This is a genomic window from Acinetobacter sp. MD2, assembly GCF_035615575.1.
In the GTDB taxonomy this organism is placed as follows: domain Bacteria; phylum Pseudomonadota; class Gammaproteobacteria; order Pseudomonadales; family Moraxellaceae; genus Acinetobacter.
Genome location: NZ_VTDK01000005.1, coordinates 194,047 through 220,652, shown reverse-complemented (window position 1 = coordinate 220,652; position 26,606 = coordinate 194,047). Strand labels below are relative to the sequence as shown.

The window sequence follows — 26,606 nt, the reverse complement described above, 5'->3', positions numbered from 1 at the left end:
TCAAGAGTTTTTCTATGGATACCAGCAAGCCACAATATTACACCCGTACCGCACAAATCCTACACTGGATTATGGCACTTATTTTTATCACTGCATGGATCATTGGATTTTATAGCGGAAATTTTTTAAACTATGCTACCGATGGAGAATTCTTAGATACGGTCATCACATTACATAAAAATATTGCAACAACCATTATATTTTTAGTCCTCATTCGCATTTTCTGGCGCTACACGCATCCTGCACCAAAATTACCTAACACTATGTCGCCGCAAATGAAAGTTTTAGCACATATTGGACATCTTATTTTATATGTTTTACTGGTAGCACTTCCAATCTCAGGCTGTTTATTTAGTTGGACAGCAGGACATCCTGCACCTGTCATGTACTTATTTAATTTACCAACTTTGGTACAACCTAATCCTAAACTACTTGCTATTTTTCAGCCACTTCATGTTTATCTATCTTGGTTTTCTGGTCTGCTGATTGTAGGACATATCCTCGCAGCACTTAAACATCACTTTATTGATAAAGATCATATTTTAGAAAGCATGACACGTCAGCCCAAAAAATAATTAAAAAAAAAGGCATTTCAAATTGAAATGCCTTTTTTTTAAAGTGCATGGATTTGATTAATCCATTTCTCTTTTTCTGCTTCCGTTAAGAATGACGCTTCAAATGAATTGATCGCCAATTGCTTTAATTCAGCTTCAGTTAAATTCAATGCCTCTGTAATTGCAAAGAAATTATCATTCATATAACCGCCAAAGTAAGCAGGGTCATCAGAATTGACTGTCACACATAAACCCTGACCCAATAAGCGCTTAATATTGTGTTGTTTCATATCATCAACAACGCATAACTTTAAATTACTTAAAGGACATACAGTTAATGGCATACGCTCTTTACTTAAACGCGCCATTAATTCAGAGTCTTCTTCTGAGCGCACACCATGGTCAACCCGATTTACATGTAATAAATCTAAGGCTTCCCACACATAAGCAGCAGGCCCTTCTTCCCCTGCATGTGCCACAATTAAGAAGCCTTCTTCACGTGCTTTTGCAAAAACACGCTCAAATTTTGATGGTGGATGTCCAAGCTCACTTGAGTCTAGCCCAACCCCCACAATTACATCTTTATAAGGCAATGCTTGCTCTAGGGTTTTAAATGCAGCTTCTTCAGTTAAATGGCGTAAGAAACACATAATTAATTCTGAGCTAATGCCAAGTTTGCTTTGTGCATCTAAACATGCACGGCGCAAACCATTTAATACCGTTTCAAAGGCAATCCCACGGTCGGTATGAGTTTGTGGGTCGAAGAACATTTCAGTATGTACAACACGATCTTCATGACATTTTTCAAAGTATGCCCATGCCAAATCATAAAAATCTTGTTCTACAATCAGAACATTAGCGCCTGCATAATAAATATCTAAAAATGATTGCAGATTATGAAAGTTATACGCCTGCTTCACTTCCTCAATACTTTTAAAAGGGATCTCTACCTGATTACGTTTTGCAATTGCAAACATAAGTTCAGGTTCAAATGTACCCTCAATATGGACATGTAGTTCAGCTTTAGGTAAAGCACGAATTAATTCAGCATGATGCATATCATCTCCCGAAAAAAGAAAAAGGGTGTAAACACAATTGGAGTTTACACCCTGCGCGCCGATTACAGCAGCGCTATAAAAATAGCCATAACTCACCACATAGCAAGTACGTCATCTTAGCCACTAAAAGCAACGAATTTAATCACCCACAATACCGCAATAATCCATACCATATACGGTACAGTTTTACCTTGACCTGTAAATAATTTAATTAAGGCATAGCTAATAAAACCCATTGCAATACCATCAGCAATTGAATATGCAAATGGCATAAATACAATCGTTAAAAATGCAGGAACAGCTTCAGTGATGTTTTCCCATTCAATATTCACAATGCCTTGAATCATCAAAACACCAATAAACATAAGTGCAGGTGCAGTTGCAAAACTTGGAACAGACTGTGCAAGTGGTGCAAAGAACAAACAAGCAAGGAATAAGAACGCTACGACTACAGCAGTTAAGCCAGTACGACCGCCTGCCGCAACACCCGAAGCGGATTCGATATAAGGCGTTGTAGATGAAGTTCCCAACGCCGCACCAGCAATAATGGCACTAGAGTCGGCAAATAAAGCTTTTTTCAAACGCGGTAATTTGCCATCTTGTAACAAGCCCGCGCGATGAGCAACACCAACCAATGTCCCTGTTGAGTCGAACAAATCGACCAAGAAAAACACAAAAATTACGCCAACCATGCTTGCAGTAAATAGACCTTTAAAGTCCATTTGCATAAATGTTGGGGCAATTGATGGCACTTCACCAACAACCCCTTGAATATGATTTAAACCAAGTAATGACCCAAGCCCAGTAATCACTAAAATACTGATAATAATCGCACCACGTACTCTAAAATGATGTAGAACAACGATCATTAAAAAACCAAGAAGCGTTAACAAACCTTCAGGTTTGGTCAGGCTACCCAATCCAACTAATGTTGCATCATTGTGAACCACTAAACCTGCATTTTTCAAACCAATTAAAGCCAGAAATAAGCCAATACCACCGCCAATTGCAAATTTAAGCGACATTGGAATTGAGTTCACAATAGCTTCACGAATGCGCAAAAAGCTAATCAGTACAAAAATGAGACCCGACACAAAAACTGCCGCTAAAGCAGTCTGCCAAGGCACGTGCATTCCTAAACATACTGAAAAAGCAAAATATGCATTTAAACCCATACCAGGTGCAAGTGCGATCGGATAGTTTGCAAGCAAGCCCATCACCAAACAACCCACAGCAGCAGCAATACAAGTTGCGACAAACACCGCCCCGTGATCCATCCCTGTAGCAGAGAGAATATTTGGATTCACAATGATGATGTAACACATGGTGATAAATGTGGTAATGCCCGCTAAAATTTCTGTTCTTAAAGTGGTTTTGTTTTCATTTAATTTAAACAAACGCTCAAGTACACCAGATGAAGAGTGAGGAGTCGCCATAAGATAGCCCTAGATAAAACTGTCTAGCCTGCTCATGCTTGAATTTTCTAAACAATGGCAAGACAACGATGATGTGTTGGCTGATCCAACCAGCACACGATGTAAATCAAATGCCATCGAATTAGACAAAACGATAGCGCACTAAAAATTAAAAAAGCTGCATGTCAATGCAGCTCTTCTTTGGATCTACACACTTGGTATTACGCATGTATATTCTTGGTAACTGAAGTATAACACAACTTTATTCATGGAGTGAATGACTTCATAAAAAAACAAATTTCAAAAAAACAATAAATAACAATAGATTAAATATATCAAACTCTGCGGTTTATCATTTATTCACCAACCACTGTGCAAGGGTCACGCGATCATTATTGCCATAATCCTGCACCGTTTTAATTTGGCTAAAGTTTTCTTCTGCAAAAATTGCTTGTACAGCCTGCGCCTGATCATAACCGTGTTCAAGCACAATCCACCCTTGTGAATTAAGCCATTGTTTACCTTGCACAATAATCTCACGCAAGTCAGACAACCCTTGTTCTGCTGCAACCAATGCACGACGTGGTTCTGTGGCTAAATCTTGCATATGCATATCGTCAGCATCAATATACGGTGGATTCGACACAATTAAGTCAAATTTTTGGGCAGGAATGGCATCAAACCATGCACTGCACAAAAACTGCACGTGTATTAGCTCATGCTTAGCCGCATTACTTTTTGCAACATCTAGCGTTGGATGATAAATATCCGTAGCTAACACCTGCCAATGCGGGCGCTCTTTTGCCAAAGACAACGCAATTGCCCCTGTTCCCGTACCTAAATCAACCATCGAAAGTGCGTGTGGCAACTCTAAACCTAACACAGTTTCAACCAAAATTTCTGTATCTGGACGCGGCACTAAAGTGTCTGTTGTTACATTTAAATCTAGGCTCCAAAATGGCTGCGAACCGATCACATAAGCTAACGGCTCACCCTTAGACAAACGCATCAAACCATCTAAATAGGTTTGTTCTTCAGCATGGCTTAATATTTGTATCGAACGCATTTTTAATGCCAGCGCGCCTAAACCCAATATATGCTCAAGTAGCCATGTGGCTTCCTGCCGCTCATAGCTGTCAGGGTCACCACGCAAACTTAGCGCTTGTCCAATATTCATTAGCCGCCATTTTCCTGTGCCAACATTGCCAATTGGTCTGCTTGATATTCACGATGCAAACTATCTAACAATTCAGTTAAATCACCTTCCATCACTGCATCTAACTTATATAAAGTTAAGTTAATACGATGGTCCGTCATACGTCCTTGCGGATAATTATAAGTACGAATACGTTCAGAACGATCACCCGAACCCACCAAATCACGGCGCATTTCTGAAGTTGCGGCATCTGCTGCTGCGCGCTTGGCATTCTCTAAACGCGACACCAACAACGCCATCGCTTTGGCTTTGTTTTTGTGCTGTGAACGTTCGTCTTGGCACTCAACCACAACACCTGTAGGAAGATGCGTAATACGCACTGCCGAGTCAGTTTTGTTAATGTGCTGACCACCTGCGCCCGAAGCACGATAAGTATCAATTCTTAGTTCTGAGGCATTAATTTCAACTGTGGTGTCGACATCCACCTCAGGCAAAATAGCAACGGTGCACGCAGAAGTATGCACACGCCCTTGCGACTCTGTTGCAGGAACACGCTGCACACGGTGCGCTCCACTTTCAAACTTTAAGCGACCATAGACCCCTTCACCATCTACACGGCAAATAATTTCTTTATAGCCACCATGTTCGCCTTCATTTTCCGATAATACTTCAATGCGCCAACCTCGGGTCTCAGCATACTTGCTGTACATGCGAAATAAATCACCCGAGAAAATTGCCGCTTCATCACCACCCGTTCCTGCACGGACTTCTAAATACGCCGCATTTGCATCGTTCGGATCTTTTGGAATCATTAAAATGCCAAGTTCACCATCAAGGCGTTCAATTAAAGCTTTATTTTCTTTAATTTCTTCAACTGCCATCTCTTTAAAATCAGGATCGGAAAGCATTGCTTCTGCGGTGGCAATATCTTCTTCTGCCTGACGATATTGCTTCCAAACCTCAGTAATTTCAGTTAAATCATTATGTTCACGGGATAAAGCACGAAAACGTTTATTGTCAGAAATCACTTCAATATCCGCCAATAAAGCGGTTAATTCTTCATGACGGTCGGTGAGTTGGTCTAAACGTAACCGCAATGTTTCTTTCATTGTTAAACTATCTCAAATATAGGCAGAACTTGATTTGAAATGATCAAATCACTTCATTTTAATGCCGCACAGTGTACCTATTTTGCTGTCTTTTTGATAGACACGCACCATTAATCAATATGATTTCAAAATTGATGAATAATTCCTCACTGTGTAACAGTATGCGCGTTTTATAATTTATTTTAATACAAAACATACAAAGGTTAACTAAAAGTACTCAATCATCATTAAGTTCTCCATTGGTTTTTAGAATTATTTTGTTACTTTTACTAGCTAGAAAATATCTCCCTAAATGTCATGGAATACACATGAAAAAATTAGTAATGACTTTGGTCACAGCAGTTTTAGCAACCACCAGCCTGACTCAAATGACCTATGCGGGAAGCTCAACCGATGTTGCACTGACCAGTGCCCTAGGTAGCGTTGTTGGCACAACCGTTGGTCGCCATATAGGCGGTGGCAGCGGCGCATTAATTGGTTCGGCTGTGGGTGGCGGTGCAGGTGCAGCAATTGCCAGTAATCGCCATAATCGTACGTCGTCAACTATTGGCGGTGCGGTGGGCGGCGCAACAGGTTATAGCGTGGGCAACAACATGGGTGGCCGTAATGGTGGCTTAGTTGGATCTGCACTTGGTGCAGCAGGTGGTTCAGCATTAGGTAATCATCTAGCCAACAACAAACGTGCAGAACGAGAGCGTGAACGTTATTATGATTCTCGCGCGTACCACCATCGCCATCATCACCATAATTATCGTTAATCACTTACGCTTTCGCTATATAACTCGGGTCGCAGTATTGTTACACTATAACAATACTAGTCCCTCGATTTGATAATAATGAAGTTATATCGCTCTTTTAGTTTATTGCTCTGTTGCAGTGCTTTCTATGGCTGCCAATCCACCCTCTCCCCCTCAAAACTACCATCTCAACCTATTATTCAAACTAAAACTGTACCAACACAAACTAGCCCACTAGTACTTGCACGCCATCCGTCACATATTCCACTGGGCACGACACCATCAGTTCATTATCAGACATGGTTATTACAAGCCAACCACTCACAACAAGTCAGTGACTATAAATCTTTTTTATCGCAACACAACATTCGCTTACCCATTCCTGACGAAGAGTTTTTTCGATCAGCACGAGATTGGCAACGCTGTGCCAGTGATGAGTTTAGTGTTCCGACACCTGAGCTTTGGCAACACATGCAACCCACTTTAGAAGTCTTAAATCAACTGTTACAACAACAATTCATCTCAGACATTGAACTCACCTCAAGCTATCGTCCTGCGGATTTAAACCGCTGTGTTGGCGGTGCAAAGTCATCTAGCCATTTAAATAACAACGCCATTGATTTTAGAATTGGTCCGCCACAACCCTCGGCACAAGACTGGGAATTTATTCACCAAAACAAACAGCAATTATGTAAATTTTGGCAACAGCAAGGTAAAAGCTACAATATGGGGCTTGGCGTTTATCCCACAGGGCAAATTCATATTGACACACAAGGTTTTCGAACTTGGGGAGCAGACCACACTTGGCACAGTTCACCTTGTGCAGAAATTATTGAATAACTTTGCATCATGATTAAAGCAAATTCAAATAGAGACCTTCTTTTACTTCTTCCATAACAACATAACTATGTGATGAAGCAGAGGCAGGTAATTTTTTGAGTAAGTCACCAAGTAAGCGCCGATACGCGCTCATTTCTTTTAAGCGAGCTTTGACTAAATAATCAAACTCGCCCGAAATAAGATGGCACTCTAAAACTTCTGGAATTTGTGCTAAATCTTCGGCAACACGGTCAAAAACATCGCCCGACTTTGCAGACAGCTTAATTTCTAAAAAAACCAGTAAATTTTTATCTACATAATTCGGATTCACACGCGCATAATAGCCCATAATCACGCCATCACGCTCAAGTCGCTTTACACGTTCAGAACACGGTGTTGTTGATAAATTCACCCGTGCAGCAAGTTCACTGATTGCTAAGCGCCCCTCTTGTTGCAAGATTTCCAAAATCAACCGATCAGTACGATCTAATGGACGCATTATTTTTTCCTTTTAAATCCATTTTTGCACGACAAAAAACTATTTTTTACCTGCTTTAGCCAACTAAAACAGTGAAAAAAACTGATTATCTAACTCTATACTAGGCAAATCAACTAAAAAATTAACCAGAGGGATTGGGATGCACGTCATCATTTTAGGTAGCGGCGTTATTGGGGTTACAAGCGCATATTATTTAGCAAAACAAGGTGCAAAAGTAACCGTGCTTGACCGTCAGCCCAATCCCGCCGAAGAAACCAGTTTTGGCAATGCAGGTCAAATTTCTCCAGGTTACTCAACTCCTTGGGCAGCACCGGGCATTCCCCTTAAAGCAATCAAATGGATGTTTCAGCAACATGCACCTTTAGCCATTCGTTTAGATGGCTCGATGTGGCAGCTAAACTGGATGTCACAAATGCTAGCCAATTGCAATGCACAAAGTTATGCAATTAATAAAGAGCGTATGACACGTGTAGCTGAATATAGCCGCGATTGCCTACGCGAACTACGTAAAGAAACTGGCATTACATACGAAAATCGCTCAGGTGGAACACTGCAAGTTTTCCGTAGCGAAGCACAACTTGAAGCAGTACAGCGTGACATTAAAGTGTTAGAAGAATGTGGCGTACCTCATCAATTACTTACACCAGACCAACTTGCCTTGGTTGAACCTGCGCTCGCTCAAGCCCAAGACCGTTTAAGTGGTGGCTTACAATTACCCAACGATGAAACAGGTGACTGCTACTTATTTACCAATAAACTTGCAAAAATGGCCAAAGAACTGGGTGTTGAGTTTAAATTTAATCAGGAAGTAACCGGACTGACTTGGGATGGTGACCAAATTACAGGGGTAAAAGTCGGTCATGACACTTTAAAAGCCGATCAATATGTATTGGCATTTGGTAGTTATAGCCGTGATTTTATTGCACCACTAGGTTTAAATGTTCCTGTATATCCGGTTAAAGGTTATTCGATCACTGCACCTATTATCGATGAAAGCCTTGCGCCACAATCGACTGTACTGGATGAAACTTACAAAATTGCCGTGACCCGTTTTGACAATCGTATTCGTGTAGGTGGTATGGCAGAACTTGGTGGTTTTGATTTACGCTTAAATCCAAAACGCCGCGCAACCTTAGAAATGGTGGTGAATGATTTATTTCCAGGTGGTGATGTCAAACAAGCCAGTTTTTGGACAGGTTTACGCCCAATGACCCCAGACAGTACCCCCATTATTGGCGCAACCCAATACAAAAACCTATTTTTAAATACCGGTCATGGCACTTTGGGGTGGACAATGTCTTGTGGTTCAGGAAAATTACTCAGCGATATTATCTTCCAAAAACCAACCGATATTAGTATCGAAGGTTTAGCACTTAGTCGTTACTCCAAATAACATATCTTCAAAAGCAAAAGAGCTGATCTTGGTCAGCTCTTTTTGATGATCACATTTACAATTTAACCAATTCGGCGTTTTAACCCCGTCATTTGCAACACGCGAGTTGAAATTTCTTCAATCGACATTTCAGAAACATTTAAATACGGAATGCCTTCTGAAATATAAATCCCTTCAACCGCACGTAGCTCCATTTGACATTGACTATAACTGGCATAACGGCTATTGGCTTTGCGCTCGCTACGAATCGCCACCAAACGCTCAGCATCAATCATCAAACCAAATAATTTATGTTTATGCTCTTTTAGCACTTTAGGCAAACGGTTGTCATCTAAGTCTTCTTCAGTCAGTGGATAGTTCGCCACACGAATCCCAAATTGCAAAGACAAATAAATAGACGTTGGAGTTTTACCAGAACGCGATACCCCAATTAAAATAATATCGGCTTTGTCATAATGACGCGTGCGCGCACCATCATCATTGTCTAAAGCAAAATGAACTGCATCAATACGCGCTTTATAATATTCGGTATCGGTTACTGCATGAGTCTGACCAATCAAGGTAGTCGGACGCGTACCCAACTCTTGTTCTAACTTACTAATTAGCCCTTCAAATACATCCAAATTGATGGCTTTTGCGGTATTAATAATGTCTCGTACATTCTGGTCGACTAAAGTATCAAATACGAGTGGCAATTTGCCATCTTCATGCTGACACGCATTAATTTCCGCAACAACTTTCATCGCCGCTTCTTCGGTTGCAATATACGGAATGATATGTACATCAAAGCTTACGTTAGGAAATTGTGCTAAAAGTGAATGCCCAAGGGTTTCGGCAGTAATGGCTGTTCCATCAGAAATGAAAAATACACTTCTTTTAATTTGTTTCGCTTCAGGCATGAAAAATCTCCTCAAATATTTGTCTTAGTAACGTATATTCTTTATAGTAATCGCATCTTACAGAACTATCGCTTAGTTGACAGCAAAAAACGACTAAGTACCGATGTTTTTAACATGATCAGGCAATGGGTCATAGACTGCAAAAGTGGAGAGACTACTTTGGAAGCGCGCGTAATTGGTCTAGAAAAATTAGGAAAGCACGATGTCGAATTGGTGGGTGGTAAAAACTCATCATTAGGCGAGATGATCAGCCATCTTTCTAACGCAGGAGTATCCGTTCCGGGTGGTTTTGCCACAACTGCGGCGGCGTATCGTGAATTCCTTGAGCAAAGTGGTTTGAATGCTAAAATTCAAGCTGAACTAGATCAGCTCGATGTTGAGGATGTGAATGCCCTCGCAGTAACAGGTGCAAAAATCCGCCAATGGATTGTAGAAACACCGTTAACTCAAGCACTCGAAAAAGAAGTTCGTGAAGCATTCACTGTACTTTCAAGTGGTAATCCTGAAATTGCAGTTGCAGTACGCTCATCTGCAACTGCCGAAGATTTACCTGATGCCTCTTTTGCAGGTCAACAAGAAACTTTCTTAAATATTCGTGGGATTGATAACATCCTCATCGCAATTAAAGAAGTTTTTGCATCACTTTATAACGACCGTGCAATTGCATACCGTGTTCACCAAGGTTTTGCACACGATGTTGTGGCACTTTCAGCAGGCGTACAACGCATGGTACGCTCTGAAACAGGCGCAGCAGGCGTTATGTTTACTCTAGACACTGAATCAGGCTTCCGTGATGTGGTCTTTATCACAGCATCTTATGGCTTGGGTGAAATGGTCGTGCAAGGTGCAGTGAATCCTGATGAATTCTACCTTTCAAAACCACTAATCAACAACGGCAAACATGCAGTTATTCGCCGTAACTTGGGCTCTAAGCACCAAAAAATGATTTATGGTGAAGATGGTTCAGCAGGTAAATCGGTTGTTGTTGTAGATGTTGAAAAACAAGATCGTCAACAATTTGCCTTAAATGACCACGAATTACATGAACTTACTAAGCAAGCACTCATCATCGAACAACATTACGGTGCGCCAATGGACATCGAATGGGCGAAAGATGGTGATGATGGTCAACTGTACATTGTACAAGCACGACCTGAAACGGTAAAAAGCCGTCAAAATGTCGGTACAATGGAACGCTATTTGCTTAAGCAAAAAGGGACTGTGATTGCTGAAGGTCGCTCAATTGGTCAGCGTATTGGTGCAGGTAAAGTCCGCATTGTGTCGTCTATTAAAGAAATGGACAAAGTACAAGAAGGTGACGTACTGGTTTCAGACATGACCGACCCAGACTGGGAACCAGTTATGAAACGTGCAGCAGCGATTATCACCAACCGTGGTGGTCGTACTTGTCACGCCGCTATTATTGCACGTGAACTTGGTGTTCCTGCGATTGTCGGTAGCGGTAATGCAACTGAAGTTTTAACTGACGGTCAAGAAGTTACTGTTTCTTGTGCTGAAGGTGATACAGGCTTTATTTACGAAGGTGCTTTGGACTTTGAAATTCAACGCAATTCAATTGAATCTATGCCAAAACTTCCATTCAAAATTATGATGAATGTGGGTAACCCTGATCGTGCTTTTGACTTTGCTCAAATTCCAAATGGCGGAATTGGCTTAGCACGTTTAGAGTTCATCATTAACCGTATGATTGGTGTGCATCCAAAAGCCCTACTCAATATCGATAGTCTGCCACGCGAAACACGTGCCGCAGTAATGGCACGTACCGCAGGCTATGCTTCACCTGTAGAATTCTACGTTGAAAAATTAGTCGAAGGAATCACAACCCTTGCCGCAGCGTTTGCAGATAAACCTGTGATTGTACGTATGTCTGACTTCAAGTCGAATGAGTACGCCAACTTAATTGGTGGCAAACTTTACGAGCCTGAAGAAGAAAACCCAATGCTTGGTTTCCGTGGTGCAAGCCGTTATGTTTCAGAAAACTTCCGCGACTGTTTCGAACTTGAATGCCGTGCCTTGAAAAAAGCACGCGATGAAATGGGCTTAACCAACATTCAAATCATGATTCCATTTGTGCGTACCGTTGCTGAAGCCAAACGTGTGATTGAGTTGTTGGCATTAAATGGCTTAAAACGCGGTGAAAACGGCCTTAAAGTTATTATGATGTGTGAATTACCAACCAATGCACTATTGGCTGAACAATTTCTTGAACATTTTGATGGTTTTTCAATTGGTTCTAACGATTTAACCCAATTAACCCTTGGTTTAGACCGCGACTCAGGCATTGTTTCACATTTATTTGATGAACGTGATCCCGCTGTAAAAGTACTACTTTCTATGGCAATTCATGCATGTCGTAAAGCAGGAAAATATATCGGTATTTGTGGTCAAGGCCCGTCAGACCATCCTGATCTTGCACAATGGTTGATGCAACAAGGCATTGAATCTGTATCATTAAACCCAGATTCTGTACTTGATACGTGGTTCTTCCTTTCAGAAGAAAAAACCAAACAGCTTTAAGTCAAACTTAAAACATGTTAAAAAAGACCCATGCATTGGGTCTTTTTTATTGAATAAAGAGTAATTATTAATATGCAAATTTATTTAGCACGCAACAATCAGCAAGCGGGCCCGTACACATTAGAACAAATTAACCAAATGCTCGCGAGCCAACAAATTTTGCTTACCGATCTTGCTTGGCATCAAGGTATGTCTGAATGGAAAGCCTTAGGCGAACTAACCCAAGGTAAAAATATTTACCAGCCGCAAGGTTACACTGCCTCTACTCAGAATCTAGCACAGCCCAATTTTCATATTGAAGTCAAGCAACCACAATTAGCCTCTTGGGCAAGACGTGCGGCAGCCAAACTTATCGACTTTAGTTTATGGATTCCATTCTTTGCAGTGCCTTCATTCATAATGGATCAAACCACTAAAGAAAAGTTTCTAGAACTACAGGGGCAAACCATTAGCGCAGAAGTCCAGCAACAAGTTCTGCTGCTTATTCCACCTCAAGCATGGCAAATTATGGCAGTCTATGTGATCATCATGTTAGCACTGCAAGCCTTCTTATTGGCAAAGACAGGGCAAAGTTTAGGCAAACGCGCTTTAGGGCTACAAATTATTGATGCTCAGAGTTTGGGCAAAGTCGGTTTAACACGCATCTTTTTATTACGTAGCGTGGTGTTTATCATTCTCAACCTTTTATTCATGCCTTTTATTACAATTTTAGACTACGCCTTTGCTTTTGGTAAAAAAAGACAAACTTTGCACGATTTACTCGCTAAAACCAAGGTGATTTATCGTCAAAAGTGATTCAAGCCATACCCTATGAAACATTCGGCTTCTAAATTTAGCCAAATGATTTATCACAGTTTTTATTTTGGGAATCTTAAATCCAACTTAATAGATTGGATTTAAATCCCCTATTTTTGCTATGCCTAAATATGGCGTAGCGGAGCAATATAGGGCATAATGCCCGACAAAGTAGCGGTGTCAGTATGCAACGATAATCTCTTTTTTTGATAAATCGAGCTTATAATCGCATCCGTCACTATAATCGCTATCCCATATTTCTAAATGTAAATGGGACTCTTCACCGAGGTTGTACAATGAGACAAACAATTTTAACTGTGTTGTCTTTATCTACGATTTCTGCACTCTTAACTGGGTGTGGGGGTGATTTAGTACTTCTAAACTCAAAAGGTCCTGTCGCTCATGGTCTAAGTGGACTCATGATGACAGCGATTTATTTAATGCTATTGGTGGTGATTCCTTCAATCATCATGGCACTTTGGTTTGGTTGGAAATATCGCGCGTCGAATAAAGATGCAGACTATAAACCGACATGGGCACATTCAACTGCAATTGAAATTGTAGTTTGGGGTGTTCCTATCATTATTATTGCGATTCTTGCTTATATCGCTTGGTGGGGTTCTCACCAATACGATCCGTATCGCCCACTTGACGCAGAATCAACGACTAAACCGCTTGATATCCAAGTTATTGCTGAGCCGTACAAATGGGTTTTTGTTTACCCAGAGCAACAAATTGCAACGATCAATGAAGTACGCTTCCCAGAGCAAACGCCTGTGCACTTCCATATTACCTCTGACTTTACAATGAACTCATTCTTCATTCCAGAGTTAGCAGGTCAAATTTATGCAATGGCAGGTATGCAAACCCACCTACATATGTTAGCGAATGCCCCTGGTGAATTCCGTGGTTTCTCTGCCAACTACAGTGGTTATGGTTTCTCGCAAATGCACTTTAAAGCGCATAGCTCTACACAAGCCGATTTTGACAAATGGGTTGCTGATGTAAAAGCGGGTAAAGGTACTGAAGTAAATCCAACTGCAGTGCAAAAACAGAACCTCGATTTTGCAGACCTTCAATCACTTCGTGATGGTGAACGTTCTAAACACCAAATCGAAGGAATGTTAGCAGATGCAAAATCTCCTGAAGAAAAAGCGATTGCTGAAGAAGCTGAACGTATGGGTCCTTACCCAACTAAGCCACACCCAGTCACTTACTATGCTTCAGTTGAAACTGGATTGTTCAAGAAAGTCATCGACAAGTATATGAGCAATTACCATGGTGCAGAACAAAACGCTTCTCATGCCAACATGCAACATGAAGCAGCTGCAGGGGAATAAAACATGGATATGCTATTAGGTAAACTGGGATGGGGTGCCATCCCTAAAGAACCAATCGTACTCGTTACAGTTGCCGTTATGGCAATTGGTGCGTTTGCAGTTCTTGCAGGTATTACTTATTTTAAAAAATGGGAATACTTGTGGAAAGAATGGTTTACATCTGTAGACCATAAAAAAATTGGTATTATGTATGTACTTGTGTCGGTTGTGATGCTACTTCGTGGTTTCGCCGATGCATTTATGATGCGTTTACAATTATTCCTTGCTCGTGGCGGCGGTGAAGGTTACTTACACCCTGACCATTACGACCAGATCTTCACCGCACACGGTGTAATTATGATCTTCTTCGTAGCAATGGGACTTGTTGTTGGCTTAATGAACGTTGTTGTACCACTTCAAATTGGTGCACGTGACGTTGCCTTCCCTTTACTTAACTCATTCAGTTTCTGGGCATTTGCTGGTGCTGCTGGGTTAATTATGCTTTCACTTGTATTGGGTGAATTTGCAGCAACAGGTTGGTTAGCGTATCCACCACTTTCAGGTATTCAATATTCACCAGGTGTTGGTGTTGACTACTGGATTTGGGCACTACAAATTTCAGGTTTGGGTACATTGTTAACAGGTGTTAACTTCTTAGTTACGATGATTAAGATGCGTGCGCCTGGCATGAAACTCATGGATATGCCTATTTTCACTTGGACTGCGTTATTTACGTGCGTTCTGATTGTGGCAACTTTCCCTGTGTTAACTGCAACACTTGCAATGTTAACGCTTGACCGTTACTTCGACTTCCACTTCTTTACCAATGAGCTTGGCGGTAGCCCAATGCTTTACGTAAACTTGATTTGGACTTGGGGTCATCCAGAAGTATATATTCTTGTATTGCCAGCTTTTGGTATTTACTCAGAAATCGTACCAACCTTCTCGCGCAAAGCATTGTTCGGTTACGGCACAATGGTTTACGCAACTGCTGCTATTGCGGTCTTATCTTTAATCGTATGGCTTCACCACTTCTTCACCATGGGTGCGGGTGCGAACGTAAATGCGTTCTTTGGTGTTATGACTATGGTTATTGCCATTCCTACAGGCGTGAAAATGTTCTCTTGGCTTTTCACCATGTACAAAGGTCGCATCACCTATACAACACCAATGCTTTGGACTTTCGGCTTCCTCGTTACTTTTGGTATCGGTGGTTTGACGGGCGTACTTATGGCGGTTCCACCTGCCGACTTCCTTGTTCACAACTCATTGTTCCTAATTGCCCACTTCCATAACGTAATTATTGGTGGTGTCGTATTTGGTTTATTCGCTGGTATTATTTACTGGTGGCCAAAAATGTTTGGTTGGAGCTTGAACGAAGCATGGGGTAAAGCTGCATTCTGGTTCTGGTTCATTGGTTTCTATTTTGCATTCATGCCACTTTATATCCTTGGTTTCATGGGTATGACACGTCGTTTGAATACATATGACAACCCACAATGGGACCCATATATTGCAATTGCAATGTTTGGTGCTGTACTTGTTGCAATTGGTATTTTCTGCTTCGTTATGCAGATCGTGGTTGGTTTCTTACAACGCAACCAAAATATCGACTACACAGGCGACCATTGGGATGGCCGTACTTTCGAGTGGGGAACTTCATCTCCTGCACCGTTCTATAACTTTGCTTATTTACCACAAGGCGACCAAATTGATCGCTTCTGGTTAGACAAAGAAAATGGTGTTGCTTATGTTAAACCAACACATTATGAAGATATTCATATGCCAACAAACCGCGTTGCGGGCTTCGCTTTGGCAATGTTCATTACCGTAATGGGCTTCGGTTTAATTTGGCATGTGTGGTGGTTGGTTGTACTTGCTTTCATTTCAACAATCATTACTTTCATTCGTAGCTCGAATACAAAAGTAGTTGATTATTACGTTCCTGCTGCTGAGGTTGAACGTATTGAAAATGAACGCTTTGCCATCCTTGAAAAACATTTGAAGAAGGACTAAGACCATGGCTGAAGTACTTCATCACGACAACCACGGACACGATGATCATCATCACCATGATGATACTGACATTACGGTCTTTGGTTTCTGGACTTACTTGATGAGTGACCTTGTACTATTCGGTACACTCTTCATTGCTTATGCTGTATTACACACACATGTACCAGCAGGCACACCAGGTCCATTCGAATTGTTTAGTGAATCATTAAACTATGTTTTAATTGAAACATTTGCACTTTTGATTTCATCTGTGACTTTCGGATTTGCAGTTCTTGCACGTTATAAAAATAACGTCAATGGTGTTTTGACTTGGTTAATGGTAACTTGGGTATTTGGCGCAATGTTTATTGGGATGGAAATCAATGAATTCCATCACCTTGTTGCTGCAGGCCATGGCCCAAGCCACAGTGCATTCTTGACTGCATTCTTTACCTTAGTTGGTACGCATGGTATCCACGTAACTTCTGGTTTAGTGTGGATGTTGGTCTTGATGTTCCAAATCAAGAAAAACGGCTTAACCTTACCAAATACACGTCGCTTGGCTTGCTTAAGCTTGTTCTGGCATTTCCTCGACATCGTGTGGATTTGTGTATTTAGCGTTGTTTACTTAATGGGAGTTATCTCATGAGTCATGATCATCATTCATCCGATGCATCACATGGTAATGTAAAGCAATATACTGTTGGTTTTATCCTATCCATCATCCTCACCATCATTCCTTTTGGCATGGTGATGGCGGGTGGCTTTGGTCGCGGATTATTACTAACGGTTGTTGCGATTACAGCAGTTGTTCAGGTTCTTGTACAATTAGTTTTCTTCTTGCACATGAACTCATCTGAAGAACAACGTTGGAATGTGATTGCATTTATCTATACGATTTTAACTGTTGCCATTCTTTTGATTGGTTCAGTTTGGGTTATGAACTATCTACATTACAACATGATGATCTAAACTGGTCGTCATGTTAAAAAAGTATTTCCTCCTGACAAAACCAGGGATACTCTTTGGTAACTTCGTTACCACTTTGGGCGGCTTTTTCTTAGCCGCTCAAGGCTCTGTAGACATCCTCTTACTTTTCTTTACCCTTATTGGTACAACTTTGGTTGTGGCATCTGGCTGTGTGATTAATAATTTCATTGATCAAGATATTGATCATCGAATGGAACGCACCCAAAACCGCGCTTTAGTAAAGAAAACCATTGCGCCAAACGTTGCTTTAATTTACGCAACTGTTTTAGGCTCAGTTGGATTAGGTATCCTATTCTTCTTCGTGAATCTGTACGCAACTGCATTTGCAGTGCTTGGGTTTATTGTATACGTTTGCCTATATAGCTTATGGTCAAAACGCACTTCAATTCACCAAACGGTAATTGGAAGTATTTCAGGGGCTTGTCCACCTGTAATTGGTTATACTGCGGTTTCACATCAGTTTGATGTGGCTGCATTACTAATCTTTTTGGCTTATGGTCTTTGGCAAATGCCTCATTCGTGGGGAATTGCAATTTACCGCTTTAACGATTACAAACAAGCAAATATTCCAATTTTGCCTGTTGCTCGCTCTATCTTACGTACCAAAATTGAATCTTTAATTTATGTACTGTTATTTACTGCGGTGTTAAACGGTTTATATTGCTTTGGTTATACCAACATATTTTTCTTAATTACTTTTAATGCGCTGTGTGCGTATTGGGTATATTTATCGATTATTGGCTTTAAAGCAGAAAATGATCAAGTCTGGGCAAAAGGCTACTTTTTATATTCTGTAATTCTAATTACAGCATTAAGTCTGAGCTTTAGCTTTAGCTATCACTCCCCTGCACCTTATTTACCAATTTTCTAAAAAAAGATAGAGTTCAACTCTATCTTTTTTTTTGGTAATTCTTGCTATCATAAATTCAACAATAATGATTTTTACTCGCTATGAAACTAAAAAAAACCATTTTAACAACACTTTTACTCAGTTCAGTCAGTCCACTATTACTGCTTAGTAGCGCCGCGCATGCAGGTGTAGACTTTTCATGTAGTCCAAATTTTAGTATAGATGGCAAGTCATATGATGCTTGCAGTAACTTACCTGTTCTCATTCCCTTAAATGACAATCAAGTCAATATGAGCTTATTGTTAAGTGATTTAGGGCTTGCAGAGCTGCAACCCATCAAAGGCGATTCCGATCTTTGGACGTCAACCTATGCGCAAGTTCCTTTTGAAGCAGACACACTCATTCAAATGAGTAAAAACAAAATCAATAATGCACGTCAGCCTTCAAATAAATCGGATGATTATTTAGATGAACGTTGCAGAACGCTTGCAAGCGGCAAAAGTGGTTTTATTCAACAGGTGCAAAATAATAAAAATATTAGCTCAAATGAAAAACAACAACTCATTAGCGCGCGCAACAAGATTACAGGTTGCGGTGAAAAAATTGCTTTGCTTGCGGTGAATCCACAGTGGTCAGTTACTGCACGCCAATATGCCTCTTATTTAAATGCCAGCATTGCATTTTATAATGCAAATTATGCAATTGCAGATAAAATTTATGCGGTGCTGAGCACGGTTGATGATGCTTGGCTTAAAGAAACTGCCCAATATATGCTGATTCGAACCCGCCTGAATTTAGTTTTTAGTTCAGGCGTTGGGCAATATGGCGACTTAGATTTAAATAAAATTGATTCTACACAAACTCAACAACTACTTAGCACCATCCGTAGCTACTTAAAGTTATATCCAAATGGACAATATGCTGCTAGTGGACGCGGTTATTTACGCCGCGCCTTTTGGCTTGGGGGGCAACAACCTGCGCTGATCAACGAATTGGTTTGGCAAATACAAAATCCTAAATCGCCTTATTACAACCTAGACATGCAAGCTTTGCCTGCGGAAATTGACCGTCAGATATTTGGTAGCAGTAAATTCAAACCAAGTAGTTTAAGTGATCCGTTCTTTTTAGCCACCTATGATTTAATGATGATGCGGGATAGCCAAACCGAAGGTTATAAGCCTATCAGCTGGACACAACTGAATGCCCAAAAAAATCATTTTCAGCAGCAACCAGAATTGTTCCAATATTTACAAGCCACACATTTGCTCTATTTGCAAAATAAACCGCGTGAAGCTTTAAGTGTTTTAACCACGTCAAATAGTGCCAAACAGCCTTACCTACAACTGAGTCAACGTTTTTTAAAGGGAAAAATTCTTGATCAGGTTAATCCGACACAGGCTGAAAGCTACTGGCGAGAACAATTAGCGCAAGCCAAACGTAGTGACGCGCGTGGGCTATTTGAATTAGCGCTGATGCCATATCTAATCAAAAAACAAGAAGTGGCGGCTTTTATTGGTAAAAATTCAACGATTCGTCAGTTAAACTTGCAAAAAAACTTTATTGTTGATCACTCTAATCCAAACGCATTACAACAAATTATTAAAAGCAACCAAGCCAACAATGACCAAAAGCAAGCCGCGCTATTTACGTTATTAAGTAAATCGTTAACGCATCAAAATTACAGTTTATTTAATCAATATTATCGTGAATTACCAGCAGATGCAGCACAGTATAAATCGTTCAATGGCATGGAAAAATATAAAGATAAAGCACCATTTTCCGGTCTTATTTGGAATGGTACAAGCATTAGTCCACAACTCAAATGTCCAAACTTACCAACACTAACGCAGCAACTAGAAAAATCACCTAAAGATCCCTTACTTAACGTTTGTATGGGCGAATATACTCGAGCGTCTTACTTTGGCTGGCAATATGATGATTCTGAAAGTACAACACTGAATGATCATTTTGAAGGAAGCGTATTTGCACGTGGCAATGTCTATAAAAGCCTGATTAGATCTAACCAAAAAAGTGAGTTACAAGCCTATGCGCTATACCGCGCCATTATGTGCTATTCACCGAGTGGCATCAACGATTGTGGAGATGCCGAGGTTGCAAAACCCGTACGTAAACAATGGTATGACCAAATTAAACGTGATTATCCAAATACCTCATGGGCAAAATCGTTGAAATATTATTGGTAAATAAGCATGTTGAAGCCGCTTTTTTCAACGCTACTCTATATATTGATTGGTGGATTCATACTTTGTCCATCAATCCAAGCTGCCCCAAATAAATTTTCTGTCGATGCCAACCAATATCAGGAATTTTGGCTATGGGGCAGAATCCCTTCTGCGCCTTATTTAAGCCGAGCAACAAGCCTTTATGTTTTACAAGGCGAGATTCAAGCCAATTCACGCAATCAACGCTCCGTATTTATTCAACAAGGCGTGCCTGTTCTTAGCATTCCCGAACAAAAAGTGTGGTTGGTGTTTCGCAATCATCATTTAAATTGGCAAGGCGATGAATTAACAAAGATTTTACAGCGTGTTAAACAATGGGAACATGCGGGTAATCAGATTATCGGCATACAAATTGACTTTGATGCCCGCACTAAAAACCTGCATGACTATGCCCTATTTTTACAGCGCTTAAGAACACAACTGCCGAAACAATATCAACTAAGTACTACTAGCTTGATGGATTGGACCAACTTAAAAGATAAAAATACACTTAGGCTATTTAGAGAAAATATTAATGAATTGGTAATTCAGACGTATCAAGGTTCACGCACAATTCCGCAGTATCAAGCCTACTTAAGCAAAATTTCAGCACTGCAATTGCCATATAAAATTGGCTTGGTGCAATATGGCGAATGGAATCCGAATTTAAATTTTTCTTCTGATCCAAATTTTAAAGGTTTTATTGTATTTTTACTCAGAGCGCCGCCTTCGCAGGCTTTAGGTAAATAATTGAATATTAAATTGTGTTTGTCGATAAATTTACCTATAATGTCTGCTCGCAATTTGCGACTCGATAAACTTATCGAGACTCCTTGCTTCTAAAATATTGTTTTTAGGGGCTGTCTAAACCGTAAGGAGCTGACAATGCGTCACTACGAAATCGTACTATTGGTACATCCAGACCAAAGCGATCAAGTTGTGGGTATGGTTGAACGCTATATCTCACAAATTAAAGAAGCTGAAGGTCAAATTCACCGCCTTGAAGATTGGGGCCGTCGTCAATTGGCTTACCCAATTAACAAAATTCACAAAGCGCACTACATTTTAATGAATGTTGAATGTGGTCAAACTACGCTTAATGAATTAGAAGAATTGTTCCGTTATAACGATGCAATTATTCGTAATGTCATTATCCGTCGTGAAAACGCGATCACTGAAGAATCTTTACTTGCTAAAAGTGCTGAAGAAAAGCGTGCGCGTAAAGCTCAACGTGAAGAAGCTCTTCATGCTAACCAAGATTCTGTTGAAGCGTAATAAGGAGAACATCAATGGCACGTTTTTACCGTCGTCGCAAGTTCTGCCGCTTTACAGCTGAGAACGTTACGTACATCGACTACAAAGATATCGACACTTTAAAACAGTACATCACTGAAAACGGCAAGATTGTTCCTAGCCGTATTACAGGTACTAAAGCTCGTTACCAACGTCAATTAGCGTTAGCAATTAAACAAGCTCGCTACTTGTCTTTGATCCCTTACACTGACAATCATAAGTGAGGTTGAGCTGTGGATATTATCTTATTACAACGCATTAAAAACCTTGGTAAACTTGGTGATAAAGTTTCAGTTAAAGCTGGTTACGGCCGTAACTTCTTGATCCCTCAAGGTAAAGCTGTAGCTGCTACTGAAGCAAACACAACTGCTTTTGAAGCTCGTCGTGCTGAACTTGAGAAAGCTGAAGCTGATATTTTAGCTGCTGCTCAAGCACGTGCTGACCAATTAAACGAAGTAAATATCGTAATCACTGCAAAAGCTGGTGATGAAGGTAAATTATTCGGTTCAATCGGTACACGTGACATCGCTGATGCATTAACAAATGCTGGCCTTGCAGTTGACCGTGCTGAAGTTCGTTTACCGAACGGTGCACTTCGTCATACTGGCGAATTCAACATCGCAATCCAATTGCACCATGATGTTGTTGCTGAAGTACTCGTTACTATCGTATCTGAGTAATTCGCTGCAAAGAAAAGAGCATGCCTGTGCATGCTCTTTTTTTATGTCTATACTTTTATGTATGGTTTTTTAATTTTATCTCATCATTTGAATCGTGAATAAGATTTGCAGTTTCTTGGTTTTGTTTTAAGATAACAGCGCATTCTTATGCTCCTTTTTCTTTCTTGCTTTTAAGGTTATCTATGTCTCAGGCGAATGCCAAAACAACACCCAAACCCGCTGCTGTGGATAACAAAAATACCGAATCGGGTCAGTTGAAAGAATTTAGAACACCACCACACAACCTGTCGATTGAACAGGCAGTTTTGGCTGCACTCATGACTGTAGCAGAGTCTTTTGAACAAGTCAGCGACCTTTTAAGTGAAAATGACTTTTACGCAACACGACACAAATACATTTTTAGAGCAATTGATAAACTTGCCCAAGAAAGCTCTCCTTACGATGCAGTTTTAGTTAACGATTGGCTCGTTAAACAAAACTTACTTGATGCAATTGGTGGTGAAGACTACCTGATGCAGTTGATGTCAGACTCCCCTGCAAGTTTCTATAATTTAGAAACTTATGCAACAAAAATTCGTGAGTTTGCAACACTGCGCAGCATGATTAAAGCAAGTAATGAAAATTTACTTAATGCCTACGACACCAAAGGGCGTAGCGTCAGCGAGATTTTAGACTTAGCCGAAACCAATATTTTTGCAATTGCTGAACAGCATAACAACAACAAAAAGAATGAGGGCCCACAACCCATTACCGAGGTTGTAGCGAATGTTTTTAATAAATTAAGTGAACTTTCTCAACTTGAAGGCAGCATTACTGGGCTTTCAACAGGCTTTTTAGAGCTAGACAACAAAACCTCAGGCATGCAAGCAGGCGACATGATTATTGTCGCGGCACGTCCATCAATGGGTAAAACCACTTTTGCCATGAATTTGGTCGAGAGCGTGTTGTTTAACTGTAATTTACCAGCCTTGGTGTTTTCGATGGAAATGCCCGCCGACTCGATTGCCATGCGTTTAATTTCATCGTACGGCAAAGTGCATCAAGGACATTTACGCTCGGGTAAACTCGACAGCGATGAATGGTCAAAGGTAACGGGCACGATTCTGCAATTGCAAGAAAAACAGCTTTATATTGATGATTCATCCGCCCTACCACCTACCGAACTTCGCGCACGCGCACGCCGAATTGCCAAACAACATGGTGGCAAACTTGGCTGCATCATGATCGATTATCTTCAATTAATGAAAGTTCCAGGTATGGGTGATAACCGTGTAGGTGAAATTGGTGAAATTTCGCGCAGCTTAAAAGCCTTAGCAAAAGAAATGAACTGCCCTGTTATTGCACTTTCACAGCTGAACCGTAGCCTCGAGAATCGCCCCAATAAGCGTCCTGTCATGTCAGATTTACGTGAATCGGGTGCAATTGAGCAGGATGCCGACTTAATCATGTTTATTTACCGTGACGAAGTCTATAACAAAGAATCAAAAGAAGCAGGTACTGCCGAAATCATCATTGGTAAGCAACGTAATGGGCCAATTGGTACTGTACGTTTGGCTTTTGAAGGGCAATATACTCGCTTTAGTAATCTTTCACCTGAATATTACAACCAGTTTGATGACAATGAATAACATTTAAGGAGTTTCAAGGTGCGCCAAGCGACAGTGATTATTAATCAAGCAGCTTTACAATATAATTTAAATCGAGTGAAACAGCTTGCGCCAAAATCAAAAATTGTCAGCATGGTCAAAGCCAATGCTTATGGTCATGGTATTGAAAATAGTCTGAGTGCTTTAGCTGCTACAGATGCTTTTGGGGTTGCCTGTTTGCAAGAGGCTTTAGAAATCCGCGCACTGGGTTTTAAACAGCCCATCACCTTAATTGAAGGTGTATTTAGTGAAGCTGAGATGCTAATTGCGGTTGAGCAAAATCTTGAATGCATGATTCATCAGCAGCAGCAACTTGACTGGCTTCTGCAACACCAAACAGCTTACCAAGCTCAAAAATTAAAAGTTTGGATTAAACTCAATAGCGGCATGAACCGCTTAGGTTTTAAAATCGATGAAATCATTAGCGTGATTCAAAACTTAAAAGCAGCAGGTTTTGAATGTGTCCTTGCCATGCACTTTGCCAATGCCGACTGTGATGAACACCCACTCAACGAACAACAAAAGCAACAATTTTTACAGGTTCGTGACGCGTGTATGCCGATTTTAGCGTCTTGCTGTAATTCTGCTGCTATTTTGAAATGGCCCGAATTACATTTTGATTATGTTCGCCCTGGGGTCATGCTTTACGGCGCTTCACCATTTGCAGATCGATCTGTTCATGAATTAGACTTAAAACCTGTCATGACCTTTAATGCAGCCATCATGGCACTGAACCATATTCAAACAGGTGAAAAAGTTGGCTATGGCTCAATGGTAACAGCAGAAAAAGAAATGGACATTGCGGTTGTTTCTATTGGCTATGGCGATGGCTACCCACGCGCATATATTCAACCGAATTCTGTTGTTGTGAATCAAAAAACTTTGCCTTTATTTGGCCGTGTCAGCATGGATATGATGACGATTGATGTCACAAATCAAAATGTTAAATTGAATGATACAGTTGAGCTTTGGGGCGAACAGCGCCTTGTCGATGACGTTGCCAAAGCCAGTGGAACAATTGGTTATGAACTTTTATGTCGTTTAAGTAATCGACCATCACGCCAAATAAAGTAATCTATTTCAAAGGCATATTATCCTTAATATGCCTTTTTATCTCTCAGAAAACATGCTCTACCCCCCTCAAATTTAAGCTTTACAATATACTTTTAAGAAAAATAGATTACTATTTGGGACAATTTTTCCCACTTTGGAAATTGAATGGAATCTTTGCGTCCTAAATTTATGCTGTCACTGGTGATGATTGGTATTATTGCTGGTTGTATCGGCATTGTCTTAACCTTGCTTATGCATAGCTTGCAACATCTTACATTTGGCGCACCCCTGCATGCAGAGATTCCTTTTCGCCTAGTGGTTGAACAAGCGTCACCCGAGCGCCGCTTTTATGCGCTGGTGCTCTGTGGTGGTGTGGTTGGTTTGGGTTGGTATGCAATCCATCGTTATGGCAAACCATTAGTCGATATTAAAGCGGCGGTCAATCACGATAATAAAGACCTACCCTTTTTCACCACCATTTCACATGCCTTATTGCAAATTATTACTGTGGCGATGGGTTCACCTTTGGGGCGTGAAGTCGCACCACGTGAAATGAGTGCTGCCTTTGCCAATCAATGGGTTAAAATTTTTAAGCTAGATGCAAAGCAACGTAAGATTTTACTTGCTTGTGCTTCTGGTGCAGGTTTGGCAGCCGTCTATAATGTTCCGCTCGCAGCAATTGTCTTTGTGTTAGAAACCTTGCTATTGTCGTGGAGTGCTGAATTTATGCTTGCAGCCTTTATTTGCTGTGTAACTGCTGTTTTTGTTGCGCGCTTAGGCTTAGGCGACCTAGTTCAGTACCCTTTGGGTATTTTAGAATATAATGCACATCTTGTTTATTTTGCGTTATTAATCGGCCCCATTTTAGGTTTAGGTGTTTTTTTATTTGAAAAAAGTATGAAAAAACTCCCTACTATTCCACGCAACAAACCGATTATTATTGTGATTGCAATTGCTGCATTTGCTTTAATCGGCTTAATTTCGATATGGTATCCTGAAATTTTAGGCAATGGTAAAGCTGCCAACCAACTCAGTTTTGGCTTAGGTTTAAGCACAAATTACGCACTTGGTTTATTTGTATTTAAATGGCTTGCATTAATTTTAGCTACCCTTGCCGGTGCTTATGGTGGACGTATTACCCCAAGTATGATGCTTGGCGGACTCATTGCCTTTTTAGCGGCAAGTTTATGGAACTTTAATTTACCGTATATTCCCGTCGCTACAGCTGCCATTATTGGTGCAACCATTTTTTTAGGCCTCGCATTTGCAATGCCCATTACTGCAACTATTTTTTTATTAGAATTAACCCGCTTTAATCCAAGCTTTTTATATCCAATTTGCTTATGTTTTTTAACCGCCTTGCCTGTATTTAAATGGTTGCAAAATTCACAATTTAAATAAGAAATCAGTTGAGTAAGTGATTCAACTCCGTCATTAACCATTTAAGTTGGATAGCGAAATTAAATTGGAGGCTGAATGTTAAAACTAATTTCCTGAGCTAGTGCATGATGAAGAGGTATTACAATAAAAGTGGATATTAGCGCTACATTTGAACAGTCGGGATTGCTAATTCTTTATTCATCAAT

General features: G+C 40.5%; 25 protein-coding genes. 19 read left to right on the top strand and 6 right to left on the bottom strand.

Translation table 11 applies throughout. The features are described 5' to 3' along the window. Nucleotides 1-14: 14 nt before the first annotated feature. Nucleotides 15-575 carry a cytochrome b gene (locus FXN70_RS09150; protein ID WP_324647153.1) on the top strand — a complete coding sequence of 187 codons (561 nt, stop codon included), beginning with the start codon at nucleotides 15-17 and terminating at the stop codon, nucleotides 573-575. Nucleotides 576-613: 38 nt separating this feature from the next. On the opposite strand, the gene FXN70_RS09145 is transcribed toward FXN70_RS09150, so the two are convergent. The 4 genes from FXN70_RS09145 to prfA form a co-directional block, all read right to left on the bottom strand. Continuing rightward, nucleotides 614-1,612: an adenosine deaminase gene (locus FXN70_RS09145; protein WP_324647152.1), complete on the bottom strand. Its 999-nt coding sequence runs from the start codon at nucleotides 1,610-1,612 to the stop codon at nucleotides 614-616. A gap of 116 nt (nucleotides 1,613-1,728) precedes the next feature. After that, complete coding sequence (locus tag FXN70_RS09140) at nucleotides 1,729-3,048, bottom strand: NCS2 family permease (RefSeq protein WP_324647151.1); 1,320 nt, start codon at nucleotides 3,046-3,048, stop codon at nucleotides 1,729-1,731. A gap of 331 nt (nucleotides 3,049-3,379) precedes the next feature. After that, the gene (gene prmC / locus FXN70_RS09135; RefSeq protein WP_324647150.1) at nucleotides 3,380-4,204 is read right to left on the bottom strand and encodes a peptide chain release factor N(5)-glutamine methyltransferase; all 825 of its coding nucleotides are present in this window, start codon (nucleotides 4,202-4,204) and stop codon (nucleotides 3,380-3,382) included. After that, complete coding sequence (gene prfA / locus FXN70_RS09130) at nucleotides 4,204-5,292, bottom strand: peptide chain release factor 1 (RefSeq protein WP_324647149.1); 1,089 nt, start codon at nucleotides 5,290-5,292, stop codon at nucleotides 4,204-4,206. Before prfA ends, prmC begins: the two co-directional genes overlap by 1 nt. Nucleotides 5,293-5,600: 308 nt before the next feature. On the opposite strand from prfA, the gene FXN70_RS09125 reads away from it, so the two are divergent. Then, complete coding sequence (locus FXN70_RS09125) at nucleotides 5,601-6,050, top strand: glycine zipper domain-containing protein (protein WP_324647148.1); 450 nt, start codon at nucleotides 5,601-5,603, stop codon at nucleotides 6,048-6,050. Nucleotides 6,051-6,128: 78 nt separating this feature from the next. Next, nucleotides 6,129-6,869, top strand: coding sequence for a YcbK family protein (locus FXN70_RS09120; RefSeq protein ID WP_324647147.1), 741 nt, complete (start codon nucleotides 6,129-6,131; stop codon nucleotides 6,867-6,869). Nucleotides 6,870-6,882: 13 nt separating this feature from the next. Here FXN70_RS09120 and FXN70_RS09115 read toward each other — a convergent pair whose 3' ends face one another. Next, entirely contained in the window at nucleotides 6,883-7,347 is a 465-nt protein-coding gene (locus FXN70_RS09115; protein ID WP_324647146.1) for an Lrp/AsnC ligand binding domain-containing protein, read from the bottom strand. 139 nt (nucleotides 7,348-7,486) lie between these two features. Between FXN70_RS09115 and FXN70_RS09110 the strand changes: the two genes are divergently transcribed. Beyond that, nucleotides 7,487-8,740 carry a D-amino acid dehydrogenase gene (locus FXN70_RS09110; RefSeq protein WP_324647145.1) on the top strand — a complete coding sequence of 418 codons (1,254 nt, stop codon included), beginning with the start codon at nucleotides 7,487-7,489 and terminating at the stop codon, nucleotides 8,738-8,740. Nucleotides 8,741-8,802: 62 nt separating this feature from the next. Here FXN70_RS09110 and ppsR read toward each other — a convergent pair whose 3' ends face one another. After that, nucleotides 8,803-9,639, bottom strand: coding sequence for a pyruvate, water dikinase regulatory protein (gene ppsR, locus FXN70_RS09105; protein ID WP_324647144.1), 837 nt, complete (start codon nucleotides 9,637-9,639; stop codon nucleotides 8,803-8,805). Nucleotides 9,640-9,753: 114 nt separating this feature from the next. On the opposite strand from ppsR, the gene ppsA reads away from it, so the two are divergent. From ppsA to FXN70_RS09030, 15 genes are all read left to right on the top strand, one after another. Then, complete coding sequence (ppsA, locus tag FXN70_RS09100; protein WP_324647143.1) at nucleotides 9,754-12,177, top strand: phosphoenolpyruvate synthase; 2,424 nt, start codon at nucleotides 9,754-9,756, stop codon at nucleotides 12,175-12,177. A gap of 72 nt (nucleotides 12,178-12,249) precedes the next feature. Beyond that, nucleotides 12,250-12,972, top strand: a complete 723-nt coding sequence (locus FXN70_RS09095; RefSeq protein WP_324647142.1) for an RDD family protein — start codon at nucleotides 12,250-12,252, stop codon at nucleotides 12,970-12,972. 296 nt (nucleotides 12,973-13,268) lie between these two features. Then, entirely contained in the window at nucleotides 13,269-14,312 is a 1,044-nt protein-coding gene (gene cyoA, locus FXN70_RS09090) for a ubiquinol oxidase subunit II (RefSeq protein ID WP_324647141.1), read from the top strand. 3 nt (nucleotides 14,313-14,315) lie between these two features. Then, nucleotides 14,316-16,307, top strand: a complete 1,992-nt coding sequence (gene cyoB, locus FXN70_RS09085) for a cytochrome o ubiquinol oxidase subunit I (protein ID WP_324647140.1) — start codon at nucleotides 14,316-14,318, stop codon at nucleotides 16,305-16,307. 4 nt (nucleotides 16,308-16,311) lie between these two features. Beyond that, complete coding sequence (cyoC, locus tag FXN70_RS09080; protein ID WP_324647139.1) at nucleotides 16,312-16,935, top strand: cytochrome o ubiquinol oxidase subunit III; 624 nt, start codon at nucleotides 16,312-16,314, stop codon at nucleotides 16,933-16,935. After that, complete coding sequence (gene cyoD / locus FXN70_RS09075) at nucleotides 16,932-17,258, top strand: cytochrome o ubiquinol oxidase subunit IV (RefSeq protein ID WP_324647138.1); 327 nt, start codon at nucleotides 16,932-16,934, stop codon at nucleotides 17,256-17,258. Before cyoC ends, cyoD begins: the two co-directional genes overlap by 4 nt. A gap of 10 nt (nucleotides 17,259-17,268) precedes the next feature. Then, a complete protein-coding gene (gene cyoE, locus FXN70_RS09070; RefSeq protein ID WP_324647137.1) occupies nucleotides 17,269-18,147 on the top strand; it encodes a heme o synthase in 879 nt (292 codons plus the stop codon). 80 nt (nucleotides 18,148-18,227) lie between these two features. Next, entirely contained in the window at nucleotides 18,228-20,330 is a 2,103-nt protein-coding gene (locus tag FXN70_RS09065; RefSeq protein ID WP_324647136.1) for a hypothetical protein, read from the top strand. A gap of 6 nt (nucleotides 20,331-20,336) precedes the next feature. Further along, on the top strand, nucleotides 20,337-21,098 hold the full coding sequence (locus tag FXN70_RS09060) for a DUF3142 domain-containing protein (RefSeq protein WP_324647135.1): 762 nt from the start codon (nucleotides 20,337-20,339) through the stop codon (nucleotides 21,096-21,098). Between the two features lie 135 nt (nucleotides 21,099-21,233). Then, entirely contained in the window at nucleotides 21,234-21,623 is a 390-nt protein-coding gene (gene rpsF, locus FXN70_RS09055; protein ID WP_324647134.1) for a 30S ribosomal protein S6, read from the top strand. A gap of 14 nt (nucleotides 21,624-21,637) precedes the next feature. Further along, nucleotides 21,638-21,865, top strand: a complete 228-nt coding sequence (gene rpsR / locus FXN70_RS09050) for a 30S ribosomal protein S18 (RefSeq protein ID WP_004278792.1) — start codon at nucleotides 21,638-21,640, stop codon at nucleotides 21,863-21,865. A 9-nt stretch (nucleotides 21,866-21,874) separates the two neighbouring features. Continuing rightward, the gene (gene rplI, locus FXN70_RS09045) at nucleotides 21,875-22,321 is read left to right on the top strand and encodes a 50S ribosomal protein L9 (RefSeq protein ID WP_324625162.1); all 447 of its coding nucleotides are present in this window, start codon (nucleotides 21,875-21,877) and stop codon (nucleotides 22,319-22,321) included. Nucleotides 22,322-22,503: 182 nt separating this feature from the next. Next, nucleotides 22,504-23,949, top strand: a complete 1,446-nt coding sequence (gene dnaB, locus FXN70_RS09040) for a replicative DNA helicase (RefSeq protein ID WP_324647133.1) — start codon at nucleotides 22,504-22,506, stop codon at nucleotides 23,947-23,949. An 18-nt stretch (nucleotides 23,950-23,967) separates the two neighbouring features. Continuing rightward, the gene (gene alr, locus FXN70_RS09035; RefSeq protein ID WP_324647132.1) at nucleotides 23,968-25,041 is read left to right on the top strand and encodes an alanine racemase; all 1,074 of its coding nucleotides are present in this window, start codon (nucleotides 23,968-23,970) and stop codon (nucleotides 25,039-25,041) included. Between the two features lie 144 nt (nucleotides 25,042-25,185). Continuing rightward, nucleotides 25,186-26,421, top strand: coding sequence for a chloride channel protein (locus tag FXN70_RS09030; protein ID WP_324647131.1), 1,236 nt, complete (start codon nucleotides 25,186-25,188; stop codon nucleotides 26,419-26,421). Nucleotides 26,422-26,606: the final 185 nt, after the last annotated feature.

Excerpts from the sequence above, each read along its gene's own strand:
- FXN70_RS09150 (WP_324647153.1), top strand. The coding sequence starts at position 15 with ATGGATACCAGCAAGCCACAATATTACACCCGTACCGCACAAATCCTA.
- FXN70_RS09145 (WP_324647152.1), bottom strand. The coding sequence starts at position 1,612 with ATGCATCATGCTGAATTAATTCGTGCTTTACCTAAAGCTGAACTACAT.
- FXN70_RS09140 (WP_324647151.1), bottom strand. The coding sequence starts at position 3,048 with ATGGCGACTCCTCACTCTTCATCTGGTGTACTTGAGCGTTTGTTTAAA.
- prmC (WP_324647150.1), bottom strand. The coding sequence starts at position 4,204 with ATGAATATTGGACAAGCGCTAAGTTTGCGTGGTGACCCTGACAGCTAT.
- prfA (WP_324647149.1), bottom strand. The coding sequence starts at position 5,292 with ATGAAAGAAACATTGCGGTTACGTTTAGACCAACTCACCGACCGTCAT.
- FXN70_RS09125 (WP_324647148.1), top strand. The coding sequence starts at position 5,601 with ATGAAAAAATTAGTAATGACTTTGGTCACAGCAGTTTTAGCAACCACC.
- FXN70_RS09120 (WP_324647147.1), top strand. The coding sequence starts at position 6,129 with ATGAAGTTATATCGCTCTTTTAGTTTATTGCTCTGTTGCAGTGCTTTC.
- FXN70_RS09115 (WP_324647146.1), bottom strand. The coding sequence starts at position 7,347 with ATGCGTCCATTAGATCGTACTGATCGGTTGATTTTGGAAATCTTGCAA.
- FXN70_RS09110 (WP_324647145.1), top strand. The coding sequence starts at position 7,487 with ATGCACGTCATCATTTTAGGTAGCGGCGTTATTGGGGTTACAAGCGCA.
- ppsR (WP_324647144.1), bottom strand. The coding sequence starts at position 9,639 with ATGCCTGAAGCGAAACAAATTAAAAGAAGTGTATTTTTCATTTCTGAT.
- ppsA (WP_324647143.1), top strand. The coding sequence starts at position 9,754 with ATGATCAGGCAATGGGTCATAGACTGCAAAAGTGGAGAGACTACTTTG.
- FXN70_RS09095 (WP_324647142.1), top strand. The coding sequence starts at position 12,250 with ATGCAAATTTATTTAGCACGCAACAATCAGCAAGCGGGCCCGTACACA.
- cyoA (WP_324647141.1), top strand. The coding sequence starts at position 13,269 with ATGAGACAAACAATTTTAACTGTGTTGTCTTTATCTACGATTTCTGCA.
- cyoB (WP_324647140.1), top strand. The coding sequence starts at position 14,316 with ATGGATATGCTATTAGGTAAACTGGGATGGGGTGCCATCCCTAAAGAA.
- cyoC (WP_324647139.1), top strand. The coding sequence starts at position 16,312 with ATGGCTGAAGTACTTCATCACGACAACCACGGACACGATGATCATCAT.
- cyoD (WP_324647138.1), top strand. The coding sequence starts at position 16,932 with ATGAGTCATGATCATCATTCATCCGATGCATCACATGGTAATGTAAAG.
- cyoE (WP_324647137.1), top strand. The coding sequence starts at position 17,269 with ATGTTAAAAAAGTATTTCCTCCTGACAAAACCAGGGATACTCTTTGGT.
- FXN70_RS09065 (WP_324647136.1), top strand. The coding sequence starts at position 18,228 with ATGAAACTAAAAAAAACCATTTTAACAACACTTTTACTCAGTTCAGTC.
- FXN70_RS09060 (WP_324647135.1), top strand. The coding sequence starts at position 20,337 with ATGTTGAAGCCGCTTTTTTCAACGCTACTCTATATATTGATTGGTGGA.
- rpsF (WP_324647134.1), top strand. The coding sequence starts at position 21,234 with ATGCGTCACTACGAAATCGTACTATTGGTACATCCAGACCAAAGCGAT.
- rpsR (WP_004278792.1), top strand. The coding sequence starts at position 21,638 with ATGGCACGTTTTTACCGTCGTCGCAAGTTCTGCCGCTTTACAGCTGAG.
- dnaB (WP_324647133.1), top strand. The coding sequence starts at position 22,504 with ATGTCTCAGGCGAATGCCAAAACAACACCCAAACCCGCTGCTGTGGAT.
- FXN70_RS09030 (WP_324647131.1), top strand. The coding sequence starts at position 25,186 with ATGGAATCTTTGCGTCCTAAATTTATGCTGTCACTGGTGATGATTGGT.